This window comes from Shewanella sp. SG44-2, from assembly GCF_014164215.1.
GTDB classification, from domain to species: domain Bacteria; phylum Pseudomonadota; class Gammaproteobacteria; order Enterobacterales; family Shewanellaceae; genus Shewanella; species Shewanella frigidimarina.
Genome location: NZ_JACJEU010000008.1, coordinates 198,852 through 219,041, shown reverse-complemented (window position 1 = coordinate 219,041; position 20,190 = coordinate 198,852). Strand labels below are relative to the sequence as shown.

At 42.1% G+C, this 20,190-nt stretch carries 16 protein-coding genes; 3 read left to right on the top strand and 13 right to left on the bottom strand.

Features of this window, described 5'->3' with window-relative positions:
* Nucleotides 1–148 precede the first annotated feature (148 nt).
* The 6 genes from H5181_RS09095 to H5181_RS09070 form a co-directional block, all read right to left on the bottom strand.
* Nucleotides 149–712, bottom strand: a complete 564-nt coding sequence (locus tag H5181_RS09095) for an LUD domain-containing protein (RefSeq protein WP_011637318.1) — start codon at nucleotides 710–712, stop codon at nucleotides 149–151.
* A gap of 1 nt (nucleotide 713) precedes the next feature.
* Entirely contained in the window at nucleotides 714–2,102 is a 1,389-nt protein-coding gene (locus H5181_RS09090) for a lactate utilization protein B (RefSeq protein ID WP_182750845.1), read from the bottom strand.
* Between the two features lie 8 nt (nucleotides 2,103–2,110).
* Nucleotides 2,111–2,857: a (Fe-S)-binding protein gene (locus H5181_RS09085; protein WP_059746370.1), complete on the bottom strand. Its 747-nt coding sequence runs from the start codon at nucleotides 2,855–2,857 to the stop codon at nucleotides 2,111–2,113.
* Between the two features lie 641 nt (nucleotides 2,858–3,498).
* Nucleotides 3,499–4,317 carry a DUF3307 domain-containing protein gene (locus tag H5181_RS09080; RefSeq protein ID WP_182750844.1) on the bottom strand — a complete coding sequence of 273 codons (819 nt, stop codon included), beginning with the start codon at nucleotides 4,315–4,317 and terminating at the stop codon, nucleotides 3,499–3,501.
* A complete protein-coding gene (locus tag H5181_RS09075; RefSeq protein ID WP_102036580.1) occupies nucleotides 4,310–4,960 on the bottom strand; it encodes a MarR family transcriptional regulator in 651 nt (216 codons plus the stop codon). Before H5181_RS09075 ends, H5181_RS09080 begins: the two co-directional genes overlap by 8 nt.
* A gap of 261 nt (nucleotides 4,961–5,221) precedes the next feature.
* Nucleotides 5,222–6,970 carry a YdiU family protein gene (locus tag H5181_RS09070; RefSeq protein WP_182750843.1) on the bottom strand — a complete coding sequence of 583 codons (1,749 nt, stop codon included), beginning with the start codon at nucleotides 6,968–6,970 and terminating at the stop codon, nucleotides 5,222–5,224.
* 1,093 nt (nucleotides 6,971–8,063) lie between these two features.
* On the opposite strand from H5181_RS09070, the gene H5181_RS09065 reads away from it, so the two are divergent.
* On the top strand, nucleotides 8,064–9,620 hold the full coding sequence (locus H5181_RS09065; protein ID WP_182750842.1) for a hypothetical protein: 1,557 nt from the start codon (nucleotides 8,064–8,066) through the stop codon (nucleotides 9,618–9,620).
* A 413-nt stretch (nucleotides 9,621–10,033) separates the two neighbouring features.
* Here H5181_RS09065 and H5181_RS09060 read toward each other — a convergent pair whose 3' ends face one another.
* The 3 genes from H5181_RS09060 to H5181_RS09050 form a co-directional block, all read right to left on the bottom strand.
* Nucleotides 10,034–10,624 carry a hypothetical protein gene (locus H5181_RS09060; protein ID WP_182750841.1) on the bottom strand — a complete coding sequence of 197 codons (591 nt, stop codon included), beginning with the start codon at nucleotides 10,622–10,624 and terminating at the stop codon, nucleotides 10,034–10,036.
* A 553-nt stretch (nucleotides 10,625–11,177) separates the two neighbouring features.
* Nucleotides 11,178–11,717: a response regulator transcription factor gene (locus H5181_RS09055; protein ID WP_182750840.1), complete on the bottom strand. Its 540-nt coding sequence runs from the start codon at nucleotides 11,715–11,717 to the stop codon at nucleotides 11,178–11,180.
* Nucleotides 11,718–11,850: 133 nt separating this feature from the next.
* Complete coding sequence (locus H5181_RS09050; protein ID WP_182750839.1) at nucleotides 11,851–13,161, bottom strand: sensor histidine kinase KdpD; 1,311 nt, start codon at nucleotides 13,159–13,161, stop codon at nucleotides 11,851–11,853.
* A gap of 390 nt (nucleotides 13,162–13,551) precedes the next feature.
* Between H5181_RS09050 and H5181_RS09045 the strand changes: the two genes are divergently transcribed.
* Both H5181_RS09045 and H5181_RS09040 read left to right on the top strand, forming a co-directional pair.
* Entirely contained in the window at nucleotides 13,552–14,958 is a 1,407-nt protein-coding gene (locus tag H5181_RS09045) for a sodium:alanine symporter family protein (RefSeq protein ID WP_102036284.1), read from the top strand.
* A gap of 403 nt (nucleotides 14,959–15,361) precedes the next feature.
* Complete coding sequence (locus H5181_RS09040) at nucleotides 15,362–15,949, top strand: TetR/AcrR family transcriptional regulator (protein ID WP_182750838.1); 588 nt, start codon at nucleotides 15,362–15,364, stop codon at nucleotides 15,947–15,949.
* 175 nt (nucleotides 15,950–16,124) lie between these two features.
* On the opposite strand, the gene H5181_RS09035 is transcribed toward H5181_RS09040, so the two are convergent.
* From H5181_RS09035 to H5181_RS09020, 4 genes are all read right to left on the bottom strand, one after another.
* The gene (locus H5181_RS09035) at nucleotides 16,125–16,595 is read right to left on the bottom strand and encodes a Dps family protein (protein ID WP_011637305.1); all 471 of its coding nucleotides are present in this window, start codon (nucleotides 16,593–16,595) and stop codon (nucleotides 16,125–16,127) included.
* Between the two features lie 440 nt (nucleotides 16,596–17,035).
* Nucleotides 17,036–17,494, bottom strand: coding sequence for a DUF2127 domain-containing protein (locus tag H5181_RS09030; protein ID WP_011637304.1), 459 nt, complete (start codon nucleotides 17,492–17,494; stop codon nucleotides 17,036–17,038).
* A gap of 518 nt (nucleotides 17,495–18,012) precedes the next feature.
* The gene (locus H5181_RS09025; protein WP_182750837.1) at nucleotides 18,013–18,507 is read right to left on the bottom strand and encodes a hotdog domain-containing protein; all 495 of its coding nucleotides are present in this window, start codon (nucleotides 18,505–18,507) and stop codon (nucleotides 18,013–18,015) included.
* 372 nt (nucleotides 18,508–18,879) lie between these two features.
* Entirely contained in the window at nucleotides 18,880–20,130 is a 1,251-nt protein-coding gene (locus H5181_RS09020) for a phenylacetate--CoA ligase family protein (protein WP_182750836.1), read from the bottom strand.
* Between the last annotated feature and the right edge of the window lie 60 nt (nucleotides 20,131–20,190).

The window sequence follows — 20,190 nt, the reverse complement described above, 5'->3', positions numbered from 1 at the left end:
CTGAAAATTTTGATTAATAGCAGATTACTCTAACTTAAGTGGTTCGATTAATATTGCTATAAGTTAACGTAATGCCATCAACTGAAACACTCAGTCAATGACATCACTGGCAACTAGCAGATGGCGACTAATAACTAGCCACTAATGTCTAGTATAAGTACACATTTAAACTACAGGCACCATGAGCCCCCACCACTAATGCTTGCTCAATATCAGCGGTTTTAGACGGACCCGCAATAAATAATCCTAATTCGCCTGGCTGTAGTGCCACTTGTTTAACCGCTTGGTGCATGTTGGCGACAATATTGTCTTTGGCCAATGCCAATATCAGGTTTTCACAAATAAAAGGCGTTACTCGATGACTGGGTTGATTAACCCAAATAGCGCCGTTTTCGGCCACACCAAGATCGCCAGGGATCACAGCATAATCAATATCAGCCAGATCGTGAGCGGTCTCAGGCACTTGGCGATTACCTTTAATACCGTCCAATAACGAGATCACCTGCATATTTTGTTGGATCAATTCATCTACAGCCTGTTGTAACGCTGCTAAACCGCCTTCACTATGCAGCGTGCCTGCTACTGTGTTCAAACTTGCATTAAATTGGCCAACAAGATCATCATTATTAGCAACAACATCCATGGCAGGCATAGCATGTTGATCCAAAGCCGATTGCTTTAGTGCAGATAAAATAGTGTGTTTATTCGACATATTAACGACTCCGATTCTTATTATACCAGCTGGCAAAGCTAGACTCTGGCGCGACAGGCAACTCACGGTATTTACCCCATGCACCACTAAACGGCTTGAGTAAACTCCCCGGTAATACTCGCAGTGCTAATCTTGCTGCAGACATAGAGGTATTCATTAAGGTTTCATTAGACATAAAACGGCCCACTAACGGCATATAGCCACCTTTGCCATACGGCAACCTCTTAGCTTCTGCTTTCAAACGACGATGATGGGCAATAATTTTATCTAACGGCACCATCGTTGGGCACACATAAGTACAACTGCCGCATAACGTACAGGCCCAAGGAATTGAGTTGGTATCGTCATGCTTAGCACCTACCGCAATACCAATAGGACCAGGAATCGTGTAGTTGTAGCTATAACCACCTGAACGGCGATACACAGGACAGGTATTTAAACAGCCGCCGCAACGAATACACTTTAACGACTCAGCTAAAATTTTGTCTTTCATCATCTCAGTGCGACCATTATCAACAATGATCACATGCATCTCGCCGCCCTCTTGTGGGCCACGGTAAAACGATGAATAAGTGGTAATAGGTTGCCCTGTGGCATTGCGGGCTAATGTACGCAACAACACCCCAACAGAATCCATATCAGGAACCACTTTATCGATGCCCATTGAGTGCAATTGCAACTTTGGCAAGTTAGCGCCCATGTCTGCATTACCTTCGTTGGTACACACAACAATCGCACCTTGGTCTGCTATCGCCATATTGACACCGGTCATGGCAGCATCTGCAGTAAGGAATTTCTCTCTTAAATGCGCGCGAGCAGCTCGGGTTAAATACAGCGGATCAGACTCACCCGCTTTAGTGCCTAACTGTTGATGAAATAACTCGCCCACTTCCTCTTTTTTCATGTGTATAGCGGGCACCACAATATGCGAAGGTGGCATATTGGCGAGCTGAATAATTCGTTCACCTAAATCGGTATCAACCACTTCAATACCGTGGCGTTCTAAATACGGGTTCATGTGGCATTCTTCGGTTAACATCGATTTTGATTTAACCAGTTTTTTAACCTTATGTTTCGCTAAAATCCCATGAACAATTTCATTGTGTTGCTGGGCATCGCTAGCCCAATGCACCTTAATGCCATTACTCAAGCATTGTTGTTCAAATTGCTCAAGGTACTGGGCTAAATGGCTCAAAGTATGCAGTTTGAGTTGCGAGCCAAGCAGCCTTAGTTGTTCCCATTCAGGCAAACTGCCTGCAGCGCGATCACGTTTTTCACGTAATGCCCACAGGGCTTTAGAATGCCAATCAACTCGGGTTTCATCGCGACAAAAAATATCAGCTTTATGGGCATGCACCTTAGAACCCGATGCGGTATATAGTTCGGTCATAGTGGCTCCTATAAAGCATCATTAATGATTTGGGCAATGTGACGGGTTTCAATCGGTAATTTTTGACGACGGATCATGCCATCTAAATGCAGCAAGCATGAAGGATCAAACCCCACGACATACTTAGCCCCAGTTGCCGCATGAGCTTGGGCTTTATCTTTACCCATTTTGGCCGACACCGCGCCTTCATCAACGGCAAACGTGCCGCCAAAACCACAACATTCATCAATACGAGCAGGATAGACAATCTCGAGCCCGGCAATGTTGCCCAATACCGCTTCCACTTTATTAAAGCGTTGTTTACCCATTTGCTCTGTCGGCGTCGCTAAATTAAGCATACGAATACCATGACAGCTCATTTGCATGCTTATTTTGGCCGCTACAGGGCGGGCAAATGCTTTAATCGGGGCAATATCGTGCAAAAATTCCGTTAACTCATAAAGCTTACTAATAACCTCTTGGGCTTCTTGGCTGCCATCAAACTCATGGAAGTTTTCTTTAGCTGCCACCAAACAACTGGCAGCAGGACACACAATGGCATCACAATCGACACCTTTAAAAGCGTTGAGTAATTTAAGGGTGGTGTTTTTTGCTTCATCAAAGCAACCCGAGTTTGTCATCGGCTGACCACAACAGGTTTGCCCAGCAGGAAAAATGACTTCATGGCCTAACTTTTCTAATAATGTCAGTGTTGCAATGGCCACTTCTGGCATCATTTGATTCACTAGACACGGTATAAATAGTGCTATTTTCATAAGTTGGTATTATCCCCAGGCGCGTTATTACACATCATCTGAGTGAGTTTAAAATCAACTCAGCAATGGCTAACGACTCATTATCGAGTTATCAATGTATGCCTGTACCCTTATAAAATGTAGTGCTAATTAAGCAAATATCGCGGCAGACTTTTTCACTTTTGATCTGAATACGCTTTCATCAGCACCAAAAGCTCACATCAATAACGACAAAAACCGATGCTCACAGATGAATCAGCAATGAATAAGTGCAACACCATGGTATACCTCGATGTGTGGTAACCAGTAGTTAACATTGTTCATTAATTCAAGTCAGTAGCCTGCGACATTGTGTCGCAGTTTGGTGTTTTTATATTGTCAGAATGGTTGAGGTTAAGCACACTCATGTGATGGATAACGTCGGAAACATCCCCCGTTTAATAACTTATATCTAACTGACGTTATCGATTTTTGGTACATACTTTGGCGTTGTTTGGTTGATGGCTTTGAGTCGCAATCAAATGTCTACTCAATGCTTGGTGACTTTACTCAGCCTCTATCTGCTATGGGAATGGGGATAGCGGCTGATTAAAGGTATCACTTTAAATCTGAATAAGATTATTGGGCCTCTATTGATATAGAGGCCTTTTTTTATGGTTATTTCACTTAAATTTTATACCTACACCCAATGAGACTAGCGCCCCAATTAAGGTTGTGATGACCACAGAGATCAGTGAGCCAATCAGTACATACTCAGTCATGCTTCGGTTGGCTGATTGATTTAACTCACCAAATCTGAATATCGACTTAGCGGCTAATACAAAACCCACTGCGGCATAGCTGCCCACCAACATAAACGTCAGTATTAATAATCGCTCTAGGTAACCAATCAACTCGCCACCCGCAACAAGGCCGCTCACATTTGCTGTCTTATCACTAACAGGATCTGCAATAACATCTGTGTCGGTAACGGCGTCGGTGTCAGTATCCATTGTTGAGTTAACGATGGGATACTTATTCAACACAGCGCCAATCACAATTGAAGTTGGCTTTAGAATGAGTACATAAGCAAACACCACCAACACGCCATCAGAGAAACGTTCATGCTGTAACACTGCATCAATCGATGCGCCATCTGCAACATGAAAAGCAATCGCAGCCAGTACCGAAACATGCAAAGCCTGATCAATAACAAAGTAGGCTAACTTATCTCCCTTTGGTGTAGTGACCTTCCATAAATCGATAATAAAATGACTTACCGCGACAATAACGATTAAGCAAACCGTTGAACGCCAATCAATCCCGAGTGCCATTGCAGGCAGTAACAATGCAACACCCTGTAAAGCCGCGTGAAGGTACAACTCAGGTGAACGGTAAGTGCGAGCTTTTTTCGCTTCTACCCACCGATCGGTCTGAAGATAAAAGTCACAGATGGTGTGAATTAATAAAAATGGAATGAGCACGCTGAAAAAATCAAACATACTTGAGCCCCGCGACTTTCTTTATAAACCGACAATTTAACTCATGGATCAACGGCCAACCAGACGCTTTAAGTGACTTGCTGACAGTGGCTGTAGCCACATCGAGCATGTCAGCTAACTCACTAATCGACAAATCCTCATTGGTTCGAAGCATTGGCAACATTACTTCACATTGGCGCGCAGTTAAGTCGTTAAGTTGCTTATCAAGGTACTTAAACAGTAAGTCAAAATACTCAGTGAGAGCGATGCTATCGGAGCTAAACAATAATCGGTCATTCTTAAGGCCACTGAGTCCGCGGCCAGACAGCACAAATGCTTGCCCCATCGACTCCGACACCGACTCACGTAAATCGGCATTTGCAGCAATTGCAAAACTAATCCGGCTATCAAATGCTTTACCAAGCGCCTTAATACCAATCCGGTATATAACGGTATATCTCAACGCATTTTCAATATCATGCACGACAGACTGAAACTCATCACCGCGCTCAATACTGTGCGCATTTTCGCTATGCCCCTCGCTAATCCAAGACTGGATAGATTTGATCCGTTTAAGTAGTTGCTCAAACTGCGCAGAAGTTAGCTTTGTTGAGTCAACAACATCGCCAACAATCACGGCTATAGGTTTATTGGTAGGCTCCACATAACGCTCCTTTGTTTGCAGATTTAGACCAATTTAGCCAAAAATGGCTAATAATGCAAGCTTAGCCATTTTTGGCTAATAACGACTAAGAGCATTGATAGCACACAGGCTGATTTAGCCGTTTATGGCTAAAAATAAACATTTAGCCACTTTAGGCTAATGATAATATACCAGCCTAATCGTCAGATACGTTGAGAAAACCATCCTGACGCAGGTGACATAAAGCATGACACCAATCAAAGCTGATAGATTATCTCAACATTACGACGAGCAGCTTAAATGCGAGCATCCACCTACCCCAAAGAACTCAGATGCCTTGAGTCGATAGTATTTGTCTTCAATTTCTTGAGACTGCTCTGCATATGGCTGGGTCATCACCTTCTGCAATTCTCGAACGAGTGCATAATTGCCAACACTGGCTTGCTGATAAGCAGGCACCAACAACCACTCGCGTAAAGTATATTTAGGGTTAACTCGTTGCATCTGCGCAATAATATCATCACGGTTACGTGACTGTGCGTCTGCAATAAGCATAGTGCTATTGCCCTCGGTGCCTAATAGTGTTTGCCACTGTACTAACCAAGCAGACCAGCGTTGCTCCAACCCTTTTGGCCCTTGCGCTAAGTCTCGATAGAAGCTTTTAGTCAGTGAACCAATATCATCAGGCAACGACGAAAGCTCTCGGAAAAACAGAGTGTAATCCACTGGGGTTTGCAGCATCAGCGTTTCAAGCTCATTAAATAACCCCGCATCAAAAGTGTTAAGCCCAAGCTTGGCCGCCCACATCTGCTCCATCTTTGTTTGCATCTCAGTGGCAAAACCATCGACCAACTGCTGGAGCTGTTCTAGATAATCTGGTGTAGACATCAATAATGGGCTTAGTGCTGTACAAAACATCAAGAAATTACGTTCTGCTGCCACGCCTTGATTCAAAAATGCAAAATGTTGTCCGCCACCCGTCCATGGTTGATATTGTGGATTGAACACATCGCAAAATCCGAACGGGCCGTAATCGAGCGTAAAGCCACCAGCGGCACAGTTATCGCTATTAAAGTTACCCTGACAATAACCAACACGGATCCAGTTCGCTATCAATGAAGTTAAACGGCTACGGAATTCACGCGCCAGCAAAAGCACTTTTTGCTCGTTAGTGAGTTTTTGGTCGATAACATCAGCGTATTCACGATCAATTAAATGCAACATCAGTTGTTCAAGCTCTGCCATCGCTTGCGGATGTTCCTGCGTGCGGGCGCGGCGACCAAAAAGCTCAAGTTGGCCAACCCGAATAAACGAGGGTGCCACACGTGTCGAGATAGCAACCGCCTCACTAATCATTTGGTCAGGATCTTGTGCGTTAGAGCCCTCAGAATACCAAGGCCGCTGCACAGTCTCGGTTTTAGATACATACAAACTCAGCGATCGCGACGTTGGTACGCCAAGCGCGTGCATGTGTTCTTGCGCGAGAAACTCACGCACACTGGATCGCAGCACAGCGCGACCATCCGCACCGCGGCAATATGGCGTGCGGCCACCGCCTTTAAGCTGCATTTCCCAGCGTTTATCATTAATCACAGCCTCAAGCACAGAAACAGCTCGACCATCGCCGTAGCCATTACCCGTTCTGAACGGACATTGTTGGATGTATTCGGTACCAAAAATGGACAATGCATATCCACACGCCCACCCGACCTTGCTCATTGGCTCTGGAACGTTCGACAGGTCACCGGAGAACATGCCCATAAAATCGGCAGACTGCGCCATGCTGTCAGCAAAACCCAATTCAGCAAATAAGCTGCTGCTGTGTGCTACATATTCTGGATTTTCAATCAGCGTCGGTTTAACGGGAACGTAGTGGCCAGAGAATACTTGTCGCGGCGCGTGGTCGTCGCCATTAGCTGTCGCGTCAGGATCGCTGTTGAGCGTGTCCATCAATGAGTAGTTGACCAATTTAGCGAGATCGTCGACTGTCTCGACAGTAACGGGAGTTTGCTGGGACAGTTGATTAGTCATAGGGATACCTTGTTGTTTGAGTCGAAGGGGTGTTCACAACTTGATGGTTCATCGTGTCGACGATGATTCGATTTGTTAGATTTCTGGAAGCGGATCTTGTCAGCATATATGTCGAAGGCCTGAGCTGTGATATTTGAAAGAGCCTGAGAGAAATAGATGGAACCGACACCCATGGTAACGACTCGTTATAGTAATGGAAAGCTTAGCTTGCTGCATCTGCAAAGTATCTATTTCATCATATGATATATGGTATCTGAATTATGGCCTGCGGCCACTAACGTCGTGGCGCTTCACCCACACCCGATTTATCAAACTTCGTTTGAATTAGATCGCAAGGTTCCACCCTGCACGGGCCAAAAGGGGATCAACAGCAATCCCCTCTTGGATCACCCTTGCCGTTCCGGCAACATTTTCGCTATTTACAAAACAATAGCGGCGAAAAAATTGCGACGGAAAGTAATCCAGCTTTTAACTTCATTTGAATCCTGCCTCGGACTTATTCGAAAATGCTAACGCTTACGATGGGGCGTCCCTTCCCCTCGAAAGCTAGCCTGACATCCATGTCAGAACTCACGCTATTTTCTTCAACGCCCTCAAGTTCAGAGTTGAATTTGACCATTTTCAAGTCAAGAAAACTAACTCGTTTTTGCCCCATTCCGTGCTAGCTCTCCAAACTGAATAATCATCAGGCAACGACGTTTGCCATACAATTTCTAATAGATAGGCAAAATTCAAGACCTGCCCCGAAGGACCGTAAATGCTCACTGACTTAAATACATTTTTAAGTAAGGCTCTTTATGTGCAATATAAGGTTTTGTATATGACTCGTACAATTCTCGTTGTTATCAATTAAAGACCTTAACTCATATCATTCGGAAAGTTAGATTGCTTTGGCCTGCTCGCTTAAGGCGTGTGAGGTCACTAAAACAGCGCTTGTAATCCACATTCCACTCGATGCCTCAAATAAAACATAGGCATAAAACCAAACAACCAGAAAATACTGGGGCCTACTTGTACATAGGATGCTCAATTAGTTGCTGTTATCCCTAGTATTGTGTAACTTGGAATTACTTGATAACCAACAACAGAAAATATGGCTAAGTCAAAACAAAGAGACGATTTCAAAGCTAAGATAAAAAGGGAACTCGCAGACAGAGCAAGCAACCTATGCTCTAAACCTGGATGCCAAAACCTAACGAAAGGCGCAAGGGCTGGAGCCCCGGGCTCCGCAGGTGTTGGTGTTGCAGCTCACATTTCAGCTGCGTCCGAAGGTGGTCCAAGATACAACCCTGACTTAACTCCCGAACAACGTAGCGATTACCAGAATGGAGTCTGGCTTTGTCAAACTTGCTCTGTACTCATTGACAGTGATGCCCTTAAGTACCCCGTAACTACTCTTGTACAATGGAGGAATGAGGCCGAAGCATACTCCAACGCGAACCTAGGCAAACCCCTATATGATGCGAGCACAGTAAGAAAAGAATGCATCAAAAGCGTTGTTGAGCATGCTACTGGCGACACCATTTCGTCATCAACGCAACTAGCGGTCGAAGCGCTAAACATCAACAACACAGAGTTATCTAGATTAGACCCGCGCTTTGACATCACAACTAACATTGTCAACAGCAAGGTCAATATTTTTATAGTTCCAAAAGACGAGATCGTCACAATATCAATAGAGCCCGTAGGATCCGATGGTGTCCTATATGAGTCTCTAGAAAGTCTTATAGAGGAGGGAAAAGAGTTTTCTATACCTACCGATCAGATTAAGGCAAGTGGATCTGCGCTCTTTGATAGGATTCTATCAGAGCCAGGTGGCGTGTTAAGCGCACGCCCTAAGATTGTAAAGATCCAATGTCAGCTATATGCATCAAATAAAAATACGGAATTACTGATATGTAGCTTCAATGCAAGCATGTTTGGCGGCACTAACCTCATAACAATAGAAGGAATGGCACTGAATAAATTTCTACATTTTTCTTCAAAAATATCAGATATTAACTATTCATCATTTACAGTTTGCACTAAGTCTTGGTTAAACAAGAAAATTAGCGTTCTCCCTTTTTTCCATAAACTTGAACGCGCTGCTGCTATACTTCACGAATCGGGCGTTCTGAAGGTTGTGCATGATGACTCCGAGCGAGGTGAGGTCAAGCTTGGGCAAACAGACCCCGAAGGCGTTAACCCTCTTATAGAGCACTTAGTTTCCGTAATCAGGTATGTAAGTAATGCACGTATCGTGAACAATTATTTTAAGGCAAACCTCACATTTCAACACTTCAATATACCGGTAGAGCAAATAAAAGCTTTAGACGAAATCTGTGAGCTTATTGAAAAACCGAAGGTCATAACCTCTGAGCAGGTAACATCAAACATTAAAACAAATGTACTTCTCCACAAGGATTTTTGTGCCATCGCAACAAGCCCCATAGGCAAATCTAATATGAATATTATTATAAACCCACAAGGAACCTTGCTTACACTATTCAACCAACCTATCCCCAAATACTTCATAAGTTATGAGTTTACCGACGTAACTTTATTATCAAAAGACGAGTTAATCCCTGGCACAGAAATAGAACTGGAGATAGAAATGAACGAGGGAAGCCAGTGTATTAAATCTCTCCACAAACAGAACCCTAGCCTATAATACAGGGGACTAATGGCGCTCTGCTTTGCTTAAGTCGACTTAGGGCTAGATTTAGTTCTAATCCTCTTACCCCCGGCTGTTCTGGTTGCTCGTTGCTGGATTGAAAACCCATAAACAATTTCTTCATATATCAGGCCTAGCGATAGGACTGGAATAACTTTTTTATGAATTTTTATCTAAGTTCTTACTCACCATCCTTAGGCAAGACGACTGCAACTACACCCGAAACACAACCGCAATTTTGAATAAACTAAGATATTTTTTCTAATCGATGCAAGGTTAACTAGAGTGGTTGCACTAGCTCACTTCTGTCCATAAATAAGCTAGATAACTTCTCAAGTAATGTCCAACTTTCGTTAGCCAATACAGTTTCATCTTGGTCTGGTATGGACTAAGCGCCACAACGGTCATGGCTATGTGCAAGACCTAATAGGTTTAATATAACCCGATTTGTCTTCACCGATCTCTAACACGTTAACGTCTTCCATAAAGGTAAAAAACTCATCATTCTCATTAAGTTTTATAAACACGTTTAATTCATTATTTTTAACAGAAAACTGACTATTTTTACATACAGACTCGACACTAAGATTAAAGCTTCCTCCGCCATCGCTATTGTTCATTCTGTATTTCTTTACAAGCTCCTGCCCTCGAAGCATTTTTAACGTATCATCTTGACTCAATTGCAAAATATAAAACTTACTGTCCCGATTTATTTCTTGTGTTAACTCATTAGGTAATACGTATTGAGTATTCAATTTTACAAAATACTCGTCCTCAAAATTATAGTTTGGGTCATTCGTTGTAAATTCAAACTTAATCACTACGTCGTTATTACTAACCACGATTCCATTAGGGGCTTGAACCGCGACAACTATCTCACTTGGTTCAAGTTCTAGCGGATTGACACTCATCATTTTATACATTGTTGTCAGTGGAATACTGCTGCATCCAGAAACAGCACAAATCATCATTAAAAATATAAAAACAAATCTACGTTTCATAATCCGTTAATACCTTACTAAAAATTAATAGTACTGAAATCCGTTTTATTAGTTTGATAAGCACAACTAAACCTCTAATAGTTATACTCATTTATTTATGTTGTGTCACGTTCAACAGCAATGTATATCACACCGCAGTTATTGTTCTAGTTCATAAATGCCTTATTCAACTCTGAACTTGAGGCCGTTGAAGAAAATAGCGTGAGCTGGCCATGGATGGCCCGCTAGCTTTCGCGGTACAGGATGTACCATCGGAAGTGTTAGCATTTTCGAATAAGGCTGAAGATGGTTACATTCGCTGTCAGAAGCTCGATAATTTCCGTCGCAATTTTTTCGCTGCTGTTGTTTAGTTAAAAAGCGAAAATGTTGCCGGAACGGCAGGGGTGATCCAAGAGGGGATTGCTGTAGATCCCCTTTTGGCCCGTGCAGGGTGGAACCTTGCGATGTTAGTCTGGTGTGAGTGAAGCGCCACGACGTTAGTGGCCGCAGGCCATAAAGCAATATCTAAAAACACCCTTTGTCCAAAGTAGGACAAACACCCAACTCCCCTATTCTACCGATTATCTGCCGTTGGCTTTTTCAGCAATTTGCGCTGCAAGGTTCTGCGGTGCATGCCCAGTTGGCGGGCAGTTTCTGATACGTTACCATTGTTGGTGGCGAGGACTTGTTGAATGTGTTCCCATTCGACCCGTTTGGGGTTAAGGGGTAGTTCTTCAATATCACCATAAGTCGTTGTAGTGTCTGGTGTGACTAATAATGCATTTAATAAGGTTTGAGTGTCGACGGGTTTGGCGAGGTAATTGTCTGCGCCGAGGCGGATGGCTTCCACCGCAGTCGCGATGCTGGCAAAGCCAGTGAGCAATACCATGTGGACGTTGGGTAATAATTGTCTTAACGGTTTAATTAACGACAAACCATTATGTTCAGCCAGTTTCATGTCTAACACGATATGCGTTGGCACAAATTGCCTGGCCATTAATAAACTGTCGCTGGCGTGATGGCAGCTTTTACACTCAAAGCCATGTTTGCCAAGGCGGCGAGCTAATATGGTCGCTAGGGCTAAATCATCTTCTATAATCAACAGCTTATTCATGGTGTTCTCAATTCAGCTTGTATTTACTTCAACGTCTATTATTTGAATTTCGGTTTATTTCAATTTTGGTTTATTTCAACGTCTGTTTACTTCGATTCGCTTCTATTCGTTTAAAATAGCTGCAACTCGCTTTTTATACGCTTAACGGCAACGTCACGATGGCTTCGGTGCCGCATTCTGAGTGTGGTTTAAGGTATAACTTACCGCCTAAACGCTCGAAGCTGGTGTGACTTAATAATACCGCGATGCCCATCCCTTTGGGACTTTTTACCATCTTACTGCCTAATGTTTGTAACAAATGAGTCGCAATGCCGACACCGTAATCACGTATAGTCATAGTCAGCTGATTGGGTTGTGACAAACCAATATTGATATCTACGCGGGTCTGGTGTTGGTTATCTTCACTGGCTTGAATACCATTTTGAATTAACGCCATTAATGCAGGCAACAAGCTCATGTCGGTCATGACTATACGTGACTCAACTTGTGGTGCTATGGCGATATTCAGTTGCGCTTCTGGCATCAACAAACTTATCTGTTCGGTTAAGGTTGCCACTAATTTGTCGACACGCTGCTCTGTCAATTTGTGCTCTCGTATCGACTCGGTCGCTAAACGTAAGTCTGCTAAGGTGACCTCGCAGCGATTCAACGCTTGCTGCATTTCGCTGATCAATTCCATTTGTTCTGCATCATGATGGGTATCGACTAACTCATCGGTGAGTAAACGCAATGTGGCTAATGGCGTTGCTAGTTGGTGGGCCATTTGCGCTGATGCGGTGCCTAAGGCCAATATTTTTTCCTGGCGTAACTGGGCTTCTCGTAAATAACGTAGCTCGGCATTTTTTTGCCTAATGCGTTTAGCAATAAAGCCTACGGTAACGGTTAACACCAATGCGGAAATCACAAAATTAAACCACATGCCTAAATAGTGCGATCCCATGTCCATACTGTGGCTTGCAGGCATAACATGATTTGCTGCCATTGGCATTTGGCTCATGTCATGATCCATTACCGAGCCACTATTTTGTTCGGTGATATCAACAATCATCAAAGTATAAAATATCGTCGATACGATGGTTAAGCACCACGGTGCCCATCTGGGTAAGGTAATCGCTGAAATCGCAATCGGTAATAACAGCAATGAAACAAAGGCATTGGTTGCCCCACCGGTAAAATATAACCAGGTGGCCCAAAACAAGGTGTCTAACAATAAGGTTAAAAACAACAAACCATTGTTGTTCATGCTGAGTCGATGAAATCGGTAGCTAAAGCCGACATAACAAGCTTCAAATATGAGCACGTAAGACAAGGTTACTGGAGGCGTGGTTAAGCCAAATAAGTCGGTAGCAAACAGAATAAGGCCGATTTTAAGTCCCCAATTGACTAATCGCAGTAACGCTAATTGTTGCTGACTTGCATTAAAAGGCAGACTCGCATTTGTCATACTATTATTTATCCTAATTTTTATGATGTATTAAGCTAAAGAACCCGCTTTCAAATGTTAGAGCCTTACAACACGGCAATTGTGGAGCATTTTATCAAAAATTTACCCTTGCAGTGCCAATATTAACGATATTAATTCAGCGAAGCAGACTCACTTTTTTAGTCAAAAATAAAGTTAACAACTAACAAAAACGCCTCGCCTAGCGTTAAATATGTAGATACAATGCATATCGATTCAAATAACAAAATCAACCAACTGCATTATAACCCCTCTTACAGGGTTATTAACGCATTTGGACGTTGGCAGTGTTTGCATTCATAGGTCATTTTTTCGAAATGTAACCTTTTTAAATATCTAATAATAAAACGATAAAACCAAGGAAGTTGTTCAATGATTAACGACATTATATCGCTCGCCAACAATGTGCTATGGGGCGAGTACCAAGTACTCATTTATATATTGGTATTTGCCGGTATATGGTTTTCATTGAAATTAAGATTTATTCAACTTCGCCATTTTGGTTACATGTTTAAAGTGATGAAAGGCAGCACACAAGGTGACAAATCTGGCATTAGCTCGTATCAAGCATTATGTACTGGCCTGTCTGCCCGAGTGGGTACAGGTAATTTAGCCGGTGTCGCGATGGCGATTTCGTTGGGTGGCAGCGGCGCAGTATTTTGGATGTGGGTTATCGCGCTACTGGGTATGGCAACCGGATTTGCCGAAAGTATTTTAGGTCAGTTGTATAAAGTGCGCGACGACCATAAAGAATACCGCGGTGGACCCGCTTATTATATCCGCGCTGGGCTGAATAAACCTTGGTTAGCGGTATTATTCGCGCTGTGTTTATTCCTGGGTTACGGCATTAGTTTCAGTGCCATGCAAGCCAACACGATTACTGACGCACTCAACCACACTTTCGAGTTATCGCCGGTATATTCCGGTGCGGTTATTACCTTTATTGCTGGCATCATCGTTATGGGAGGTCTTCGCAGTATTGCGCGTTTTGCTGAGTTCGTGGTGCCGTTTATGGGATTGGCATTTATTTTATCCGCGGTGGTGGTCACCATTATTAATATCCAACAAGTACCCGGAGTATTGATGGATATTATTAACTCTGCTTTTGGGTTAAACGAAGCGGCTGCTGGCGCACTGGGTGCTGCGATTAAAAATGGGATTCAACGCGGTTTATATTCTAACGAAGCCGGCGCCGGTAGTGTGCCGCATGCCGCAGCTGGTGCCACACCAGTTCCTAATCACCCGGTTGCGCAAGGTTACGTACAAATGCTGGGGGTGTTTATCGACACTATGGTGTTGTGTAGCTGTACCGCGATTGTGATTTTATTGGCTCAAGGCAGTATTGGCTCTGAAATGGAAGGTATTCGGATCACTCAAAACGCCATGACTTACCATATGGGAATAAGCGGCGATATGTTTGTTGCTATCATTATTACTCTATTCTCTTTTACTTCTGTGGTGGCCAACTATGCTTATGCCGAAAGTAACTTACATTTATTTAAGCTCGACAATATCTATGGCCGCACCATTTATACACTTTTGTATTTAAGCATGGTGTATTGGGGAGCGAATGCCTCATTAAAAGAAGTGTGGAACATGGCCGACATGGCACTAGGTTTAATGACGGTAGTGAACATCAGCGCCATAATGCTGTTAACCCCGACCATCGTAAATTTAACTCGCGATTATCAAGTTAAACTTAAAACCACTAACAAGCCTGAATTCAAACTGGCCGATGTAGAAATACAAGGTAAAACAGAAGACGGTGTGTGGTCTTAGCCTGTAATCAACGTATTTATACAATAGAGTTAACTTGAGTGTAATTTAGTGGTTAGTTTTAAAGCGGAATTGAATAAATTAGTTCAATTCCGCCCCTATATTTACAATAGCGCCATTACGACCGCACTAATACAACAGAACTATGACAACAGCTCTATGACAACAGCACTAGTAAAAAATAAGCCTGCTTACCGTTACGTTATCTCCTACTCTATTAACTTTTCAATTAGTCCAGCATTGAAACTGCATTGTTGATTAATCGACATTATTTGCTCAGTTCATATCACATCCATAATTAACCATAATCAGCAGCAATAGCCGTTATGATTAAAAAATTGCCAAAAGGTACTGGCCTTATCTCATAGGGTTAACGTAAAATAGAAGGCTAACAAAAGAGGATGTAATGGCTAATATTTCTAAATTTGATCGCGAAGACGTACTTGAAAGAGCAAAGAATCTGTTTTGGCAGAAGGGCTTTTTAGCCACATCCACGCGAGAAATTCAAACGGCAATGGATATGCGACCAGGTAGTATTTATGCCGCTTTTGGTAGTAAAGCTGATTTATATCAAGCGTCACTTATGCGTTATGCCCAAGCTGGCGAACAGAATTTAAATAACATGTTAGAACAGCACGATCGTGCGTGGGTTGGATTAACCCATTATCTACGCGGACTGATTAAACCATGCTGTGAAGGTTCACCAAGCGAATTGTGCATGTTGGTAAGAACGTTATCTGAATTAGATGAATCTCATCTTGATACATTAAACGTTGCCCGTGAGCTGCTCAGCAAATTTGAACACCGATTTGCCAGTATTATTGACAAAGCTAAACTTGAAGGCGACTTACCTGCCCATTTAGACAGTCAACTTACGGCTAAAAAAATTCAAATCAATATTATTGGTTTACGCTCTTATTTAAAAGCTACCGATGACGTTGATATGGTGAGACAACAGCAAGAAGAGTTTTTTACGCAACTCGCCAGCGTTTAACCACAAAAAAGCGCCTTATTAAGGCGCTTTTTTAATTCACGTTTTAACTCACGTTTTAGTTGATACCTTGATTACCTTGCTCGCTAACGTCTTCTTGAGTACTGCGTTGCGTCTCAATTCAGATAATAATATTAGCCAACATTAATTGCGCAAATAAATATCTGTACGTTACAGGTTACTTGCGAGTTGCTCTTAACATCCACGCTGTTTTTTCGTGTATTCGCATGCGATCAGACACTAAAGCAGCAGTTGACTCATCGTCAGCAGCTTGGGCTAACTTAAGCACTTGTCGCGATGTTTTAACCACTTGTTCATGGCCTTGGGTCAGTAAGTCAACCATATCAGCAGAACTCGGCACACCTTCAACTTCTTTAATTGAACTCAGGCGAGCAAACTCTTTATATGTTCCCGGTGCTGCCACATCCAAGGTACGAATACGCTCGGCAATATCATCAACCGCTACCGCAAGCTCAGTGTAATGTTCTTCAAACATTAAGTGTAATTCGCGAAAATGTACCCCTGTGACATTCCAATGGAAATTATGGGTTTGCAAATAAAGTGTATAAGAGTCGGCCAATAAGCTTTTTAAACCTTCGGCTATTTTTAGTCGGTCATCTTTTTTTATACCAATATCGATGTCAGTCATTTTATTCCTCATAAAGTAGAATTAATTAGTCATAACATTACAGCATTTGTATAAATGGTGATTACAAGCCAGCAAGCTCAACAATACATTATTAACAACTTGCTTACATTGTATCCCAGCGTGTCTTTGTCGTCGTTTTATGACACCAACGAAAACAGTTCACGCTGTTAAAACGAATATCACACCACTAATAAAACTGAACTCAATTCAAATAATGTTCATTTATAAAACAGATATATTAATTGAATGTCTACATGAATTAACGTAATAAACTCGCGTAAACCAAATCATCTCGAATCTATTCATTACGGTTTCGCTAACTCATCGTTAATGTTAGTGAGTATTTATACTAACATTATCATTTAATGGATCAACCGCTAGCCATTAAACTCTGTTAATACTTTTATCTTAATAAGTACAAGCAAACATTGAAGTGGATCTCATATTACTGCACGACGAGGAAACAACACAAAATACATATACATGACCACCACAAGGTTAATCAGCAGCACAATTACACTGAGCATACTAAAATGGCGAATCATTTCATAAAGCTCAAAAGGTAAATATATCGCGCCGCTAAGCAGTGCAAACCATTGGGTCCAGCGCATGTTATGCCATAAACCATAGGCTTCAATAAAGCGCACCGATGTATATACTGCCGCACCAAACGCCATTAACGTCAGACTAGATTGCGATACTGAACCCACCGCAGAAATAAAAATACCAGGGTAATGACTCGCTGGATTTAGGTGCAAATGCCTCACCAACTCAAGCGCTAACGCAGACAGATTTTGGCCCGTGTAGACATGCAAGCCAATGGCAACCAGTAATGCCAGTAAGCCTTTTGTTGCTTCAAGCACCGCGACAGCACGAACGCCGCCATCAGAATGTTTCATTATTATTGCTTTCCTGAAATAAAGATTGGTTTATATTAAGGTCGGTTGATTTTTCAAGGTTGTTTTTGCAGCGAATTATTGGTCATTACTTAAACAGGAGCTACAAGGAATAGACGTTGAGGTGTAGTCATTCTACATAAAAAGTCGATAACGCAGTAGAAATGAACAACAAACGCTGCCCGAAGGGTTCGGCTAAAAACGTTTTACTCCTTGTTGAGCGATTCTTTGGTAAGCACCTCGATTAAAATGTTGTTATATTGAACGAAATTTAACCAAAAAAGTTTACCAGGCCCTAATGTCTTATACTGATTAAGCCTATGATGGCTCATTAATACTAAAGCACATCAACGTAAGTATTTAGTCATTGGCGTAAAACCGCGCAATAAAAGATACATTAGTTAAATAACAACCCTGATTTCTTCGCTTAGCACTGAAACTGCATTTCCATATAGATTATGTATACACCTGTATGTTCAACAAAAATAGTGTAGAACGACTTCATATTCAATTTTTAACATTTAACATTTAACATTTAACATAGAGTCTGGCATTTTTACTGCTATGACAGTGCCTTTAGCACAAATAACATTGTTTGCAGAGACTGTTATTTCTACTACGACTTTCTTTTCTTTTACTTCGACAAAAGTCCCAATTAATTCAAGTTCAGCTCCCATGGGCGTTGGCGCTAGATAGCTCACATTCAATGCCGCGGTAACAAAACGTAATGGCGGCAATGTTCCCATAGCTCGATTTGCCTGCTGAAAAGCCACCGCTGCGGCGCTACCTGTGCCATGGCAGTCAATTAATGATGCTAATAAACCTCCATAAACAAAGCCGGGGATAGCCGTATAGCAAGCTTCAGGCGTATAATGAGCAATGGTTAAGCCCTGTGGGTTTTTATTGTTACTTTGCCAGTAACTTTTAAGTTGATGACCGTTAGTATTATTTTTTCCACAGCCATAACAATGGCTAAGCTCATCTGGATAACAGTCTTGAAAAGCAATTTCGCTCACAATATTTTCCTTCTATGCTAGGGTCTGTTGATCTTTGCGGGTTAAATTTTGTTCGAGATAAAAACGTTTTAATCGAGGCGAGTGGATTGCTGCCTAGCAATCTAAGTACCACTTGATTTACAAAGAATCGCTCAACAAAGAGTAAATCGTTTTTAGCCGAACCCTTTGGGCAGCGTTTGTTGTTCATTTCTACTGGGTTATCGGCTTCTATTGTAGAATAACTACACTACAAAGCCTCTACCTTGTAGATCATGTTTAAGTAATGAACAACAACTCGCTGCAAAAACAACCTTGAAAGATTGACAGACCCTAATGTAATGCCCTTTGGAATTACATTATGATTTTTGAATGATTAAAAACTGCGAATAACGGTTAATCAAAATCCCTTTGTTCATCAATCACCTTACCATCATCAGGTAAGCTATTAAGGGGTACTAATTCTACTGAGCCTGTTAATTTGGTTACTGTCTTTAATGTTTGGGCAATTTTATCTTTCAGTACCTGTTCATTACCATCACGAAGGGCTGATTCAATGACTTCACAAACTAGGTGCATCTTATCTTGATGATTAACCTGACTCACGACTAAACGCGCTTTTATAATACAGGCATCACTTTGACAGACTTTGTCAACTTGTTCAGGATGAACAAACATACCTTTAACTTTAGTGGTTTGGTCTGCACGTCCCAACCATCCCTTTATTCGCATATTGGTTCTACCACAAGCGCTTTCACCTGCCTTGATTGCAGATAAGTCTCCTGTCGCAAAACGAATTAAGAGATAATCTCGATTAAAACTTGTGATCACAACCTCGCCTATTTCGCCATCAGCAACCGGTAATAGGCTACCTGGACGCACAATCTCAACAATGACATCCTCGCTAATAATAAAGCCATCGTCGGCTATAGTTTCATAACCAATTAAGCCAACATCTGCAGAAGCATAAGCTTGTAAGGTACTAATTCCTGCAGCGTCAAACTCGCGTCGAAGTGCTGTAGGTAATGCTTCACCTGTAACCAATGCTTTTTGTAAACTACTCACATCACGATTGTCAGCAGTTGCTTTATCCAATAAAATTTTCAAAAATGAAGGTGTACCACAATAACCGTTAGGCTTTAAATCCTCGATAATATCGAGCTGTTGTTCCGTTTGTCCTGGCCCTGCCGGTATAACCACACAGCCACAGGCTCGCGCTCCTGAATCTAAAATAAACCCGCCAGGTGTTAAATGATAAGAGAGACAGTTTTGAACAATATCACCTTGCTTAAATCCAGCTGCATGGAAAGCTTGCCCGAGTCGCCACCAGTCATCCGCACAATGTTCAGGATCATAAATAGGCCCTGGCGATTGAAAAATTCGATGCAATTTTGCGCTTGCAGCATTTAATCCTGCCAGCGGAGGATTCAGCTTTTGCAGATTAATCAAATCTGATTTTCGCGTAATAGGTAATTTAGCTAATAGCGCTCTACTATCAATTTTATCAACATCAATATTGTTCAGTGTCTGCTGATAGTGTAAACATTCATGTTTAGCAAAGTTAAGAAAATCAGGCAGTTTAGTGAATAGTGAATGCTCTCGAGCATCTGCATCTTGGCACGCATTTTTATTAAAATAGCTGTTCATTGTTAGCCTATATTTGTGATTTTTCATTTAATTTGAGTTTTTCTAAATGAGTACTTAATT

Bases quoted from the DNA above. Each gene is read 5' to 3' on its own strand.
- H5181_RS09095 (WP_011637318.1), bottom strand. From the start codon at position 712: ATGTCGAATAAACACACTATTTTATCTGCACTAAAGCAATCGGCTTTG.
- H5181_RS09090 (WP_182750845.1), bottom strand. From the start codon at position 2,102: ATGACCGAACTATATACCGCATCGGGTTCTAAGGTGCATGCCCATAAA.
- H5181_RS09085 (WP_059746370.1), bottom strand. From the start codon at position 2,857: ATGAAAATAGCACTATTTATACCGTGTCTAGTGAATCAAATGATGCCA.
- H5181_RS09080 (WP_182750844.1), bottom strand. From the start codon at position 4,317: ATGTTTGATTTTTTCAGCGTGCTCATTCCATTTTTATTAATTCACACC.
- H5181_RS09070 (WP_182750843.1), bottom strand. From the start codon at position 6,970: ATGACTAATCAACTGTCCCAGCAAACTCCCGTTACTGTCGAGACAGTC.
- H5181_RS09065 (WP_182750842.1), top strand. From the start codon at position 8,064: ATGGCTAAGTCAAAACAAAGAGACGATTTCAAAGCTAAGATAAAAAGG.
- H5181_RS09060 (WP_182750841.1), bottom strand. From the start codon at position 10,624: ATGAAACGTAGATTTGTTTTTATATTTTTAATGATGATTTGTGCTGTT.
- H5181_RS09055 (WP_182750840.1), bottom strand. From the start codon at position 11,717: ATGAATAAGCTGTTGATTATAGAAGATGATTTAGCCCTAGCGACCATA.
- H5181_RS09050 (WP_182750839.1), bottom strand. From the start codon at position 13,161: ATGACAAATGCGAGTCTGCCTTTTAATGCAAGTCAGCAACAATTAGCG.
- H5181_RS09045 (WP_102036284.1), top strand. From the start codon at position 13,552: ATGATTAACGACATTATATCGCTCGCCAACAATGTGCTATGGGGCGAG.
- H5181_RS09040 (WP_182750838.1), top strand. From the start codon at position 15,362: ATGGCTAATATTTCTAAATTTGATCGCGAAGACGTACTTGAAAGAGCA.
- H5181_RS09035 (WP_011637305.1), bottom strand. From the start codon at position 16,595: ATGACTGACATCGATATTGGTATAAAAAAAGATGACCGACTAAAAATA.
- H5181_RS09030 (WP_011637304.1), bottom strand. From the start codon at position 17,494: ATGAAACATTCTGATGGCGGCGTTCGTGCTGTCGCGGTGCTTGAAGCA.
- H5181_RS09020 (WP_182750836.1), bottom strand. From the start codon at position 20,130: ATGAACAGCTATTTTAATAAAAATGCGTGCCAAGATGCAGATGCTCGA.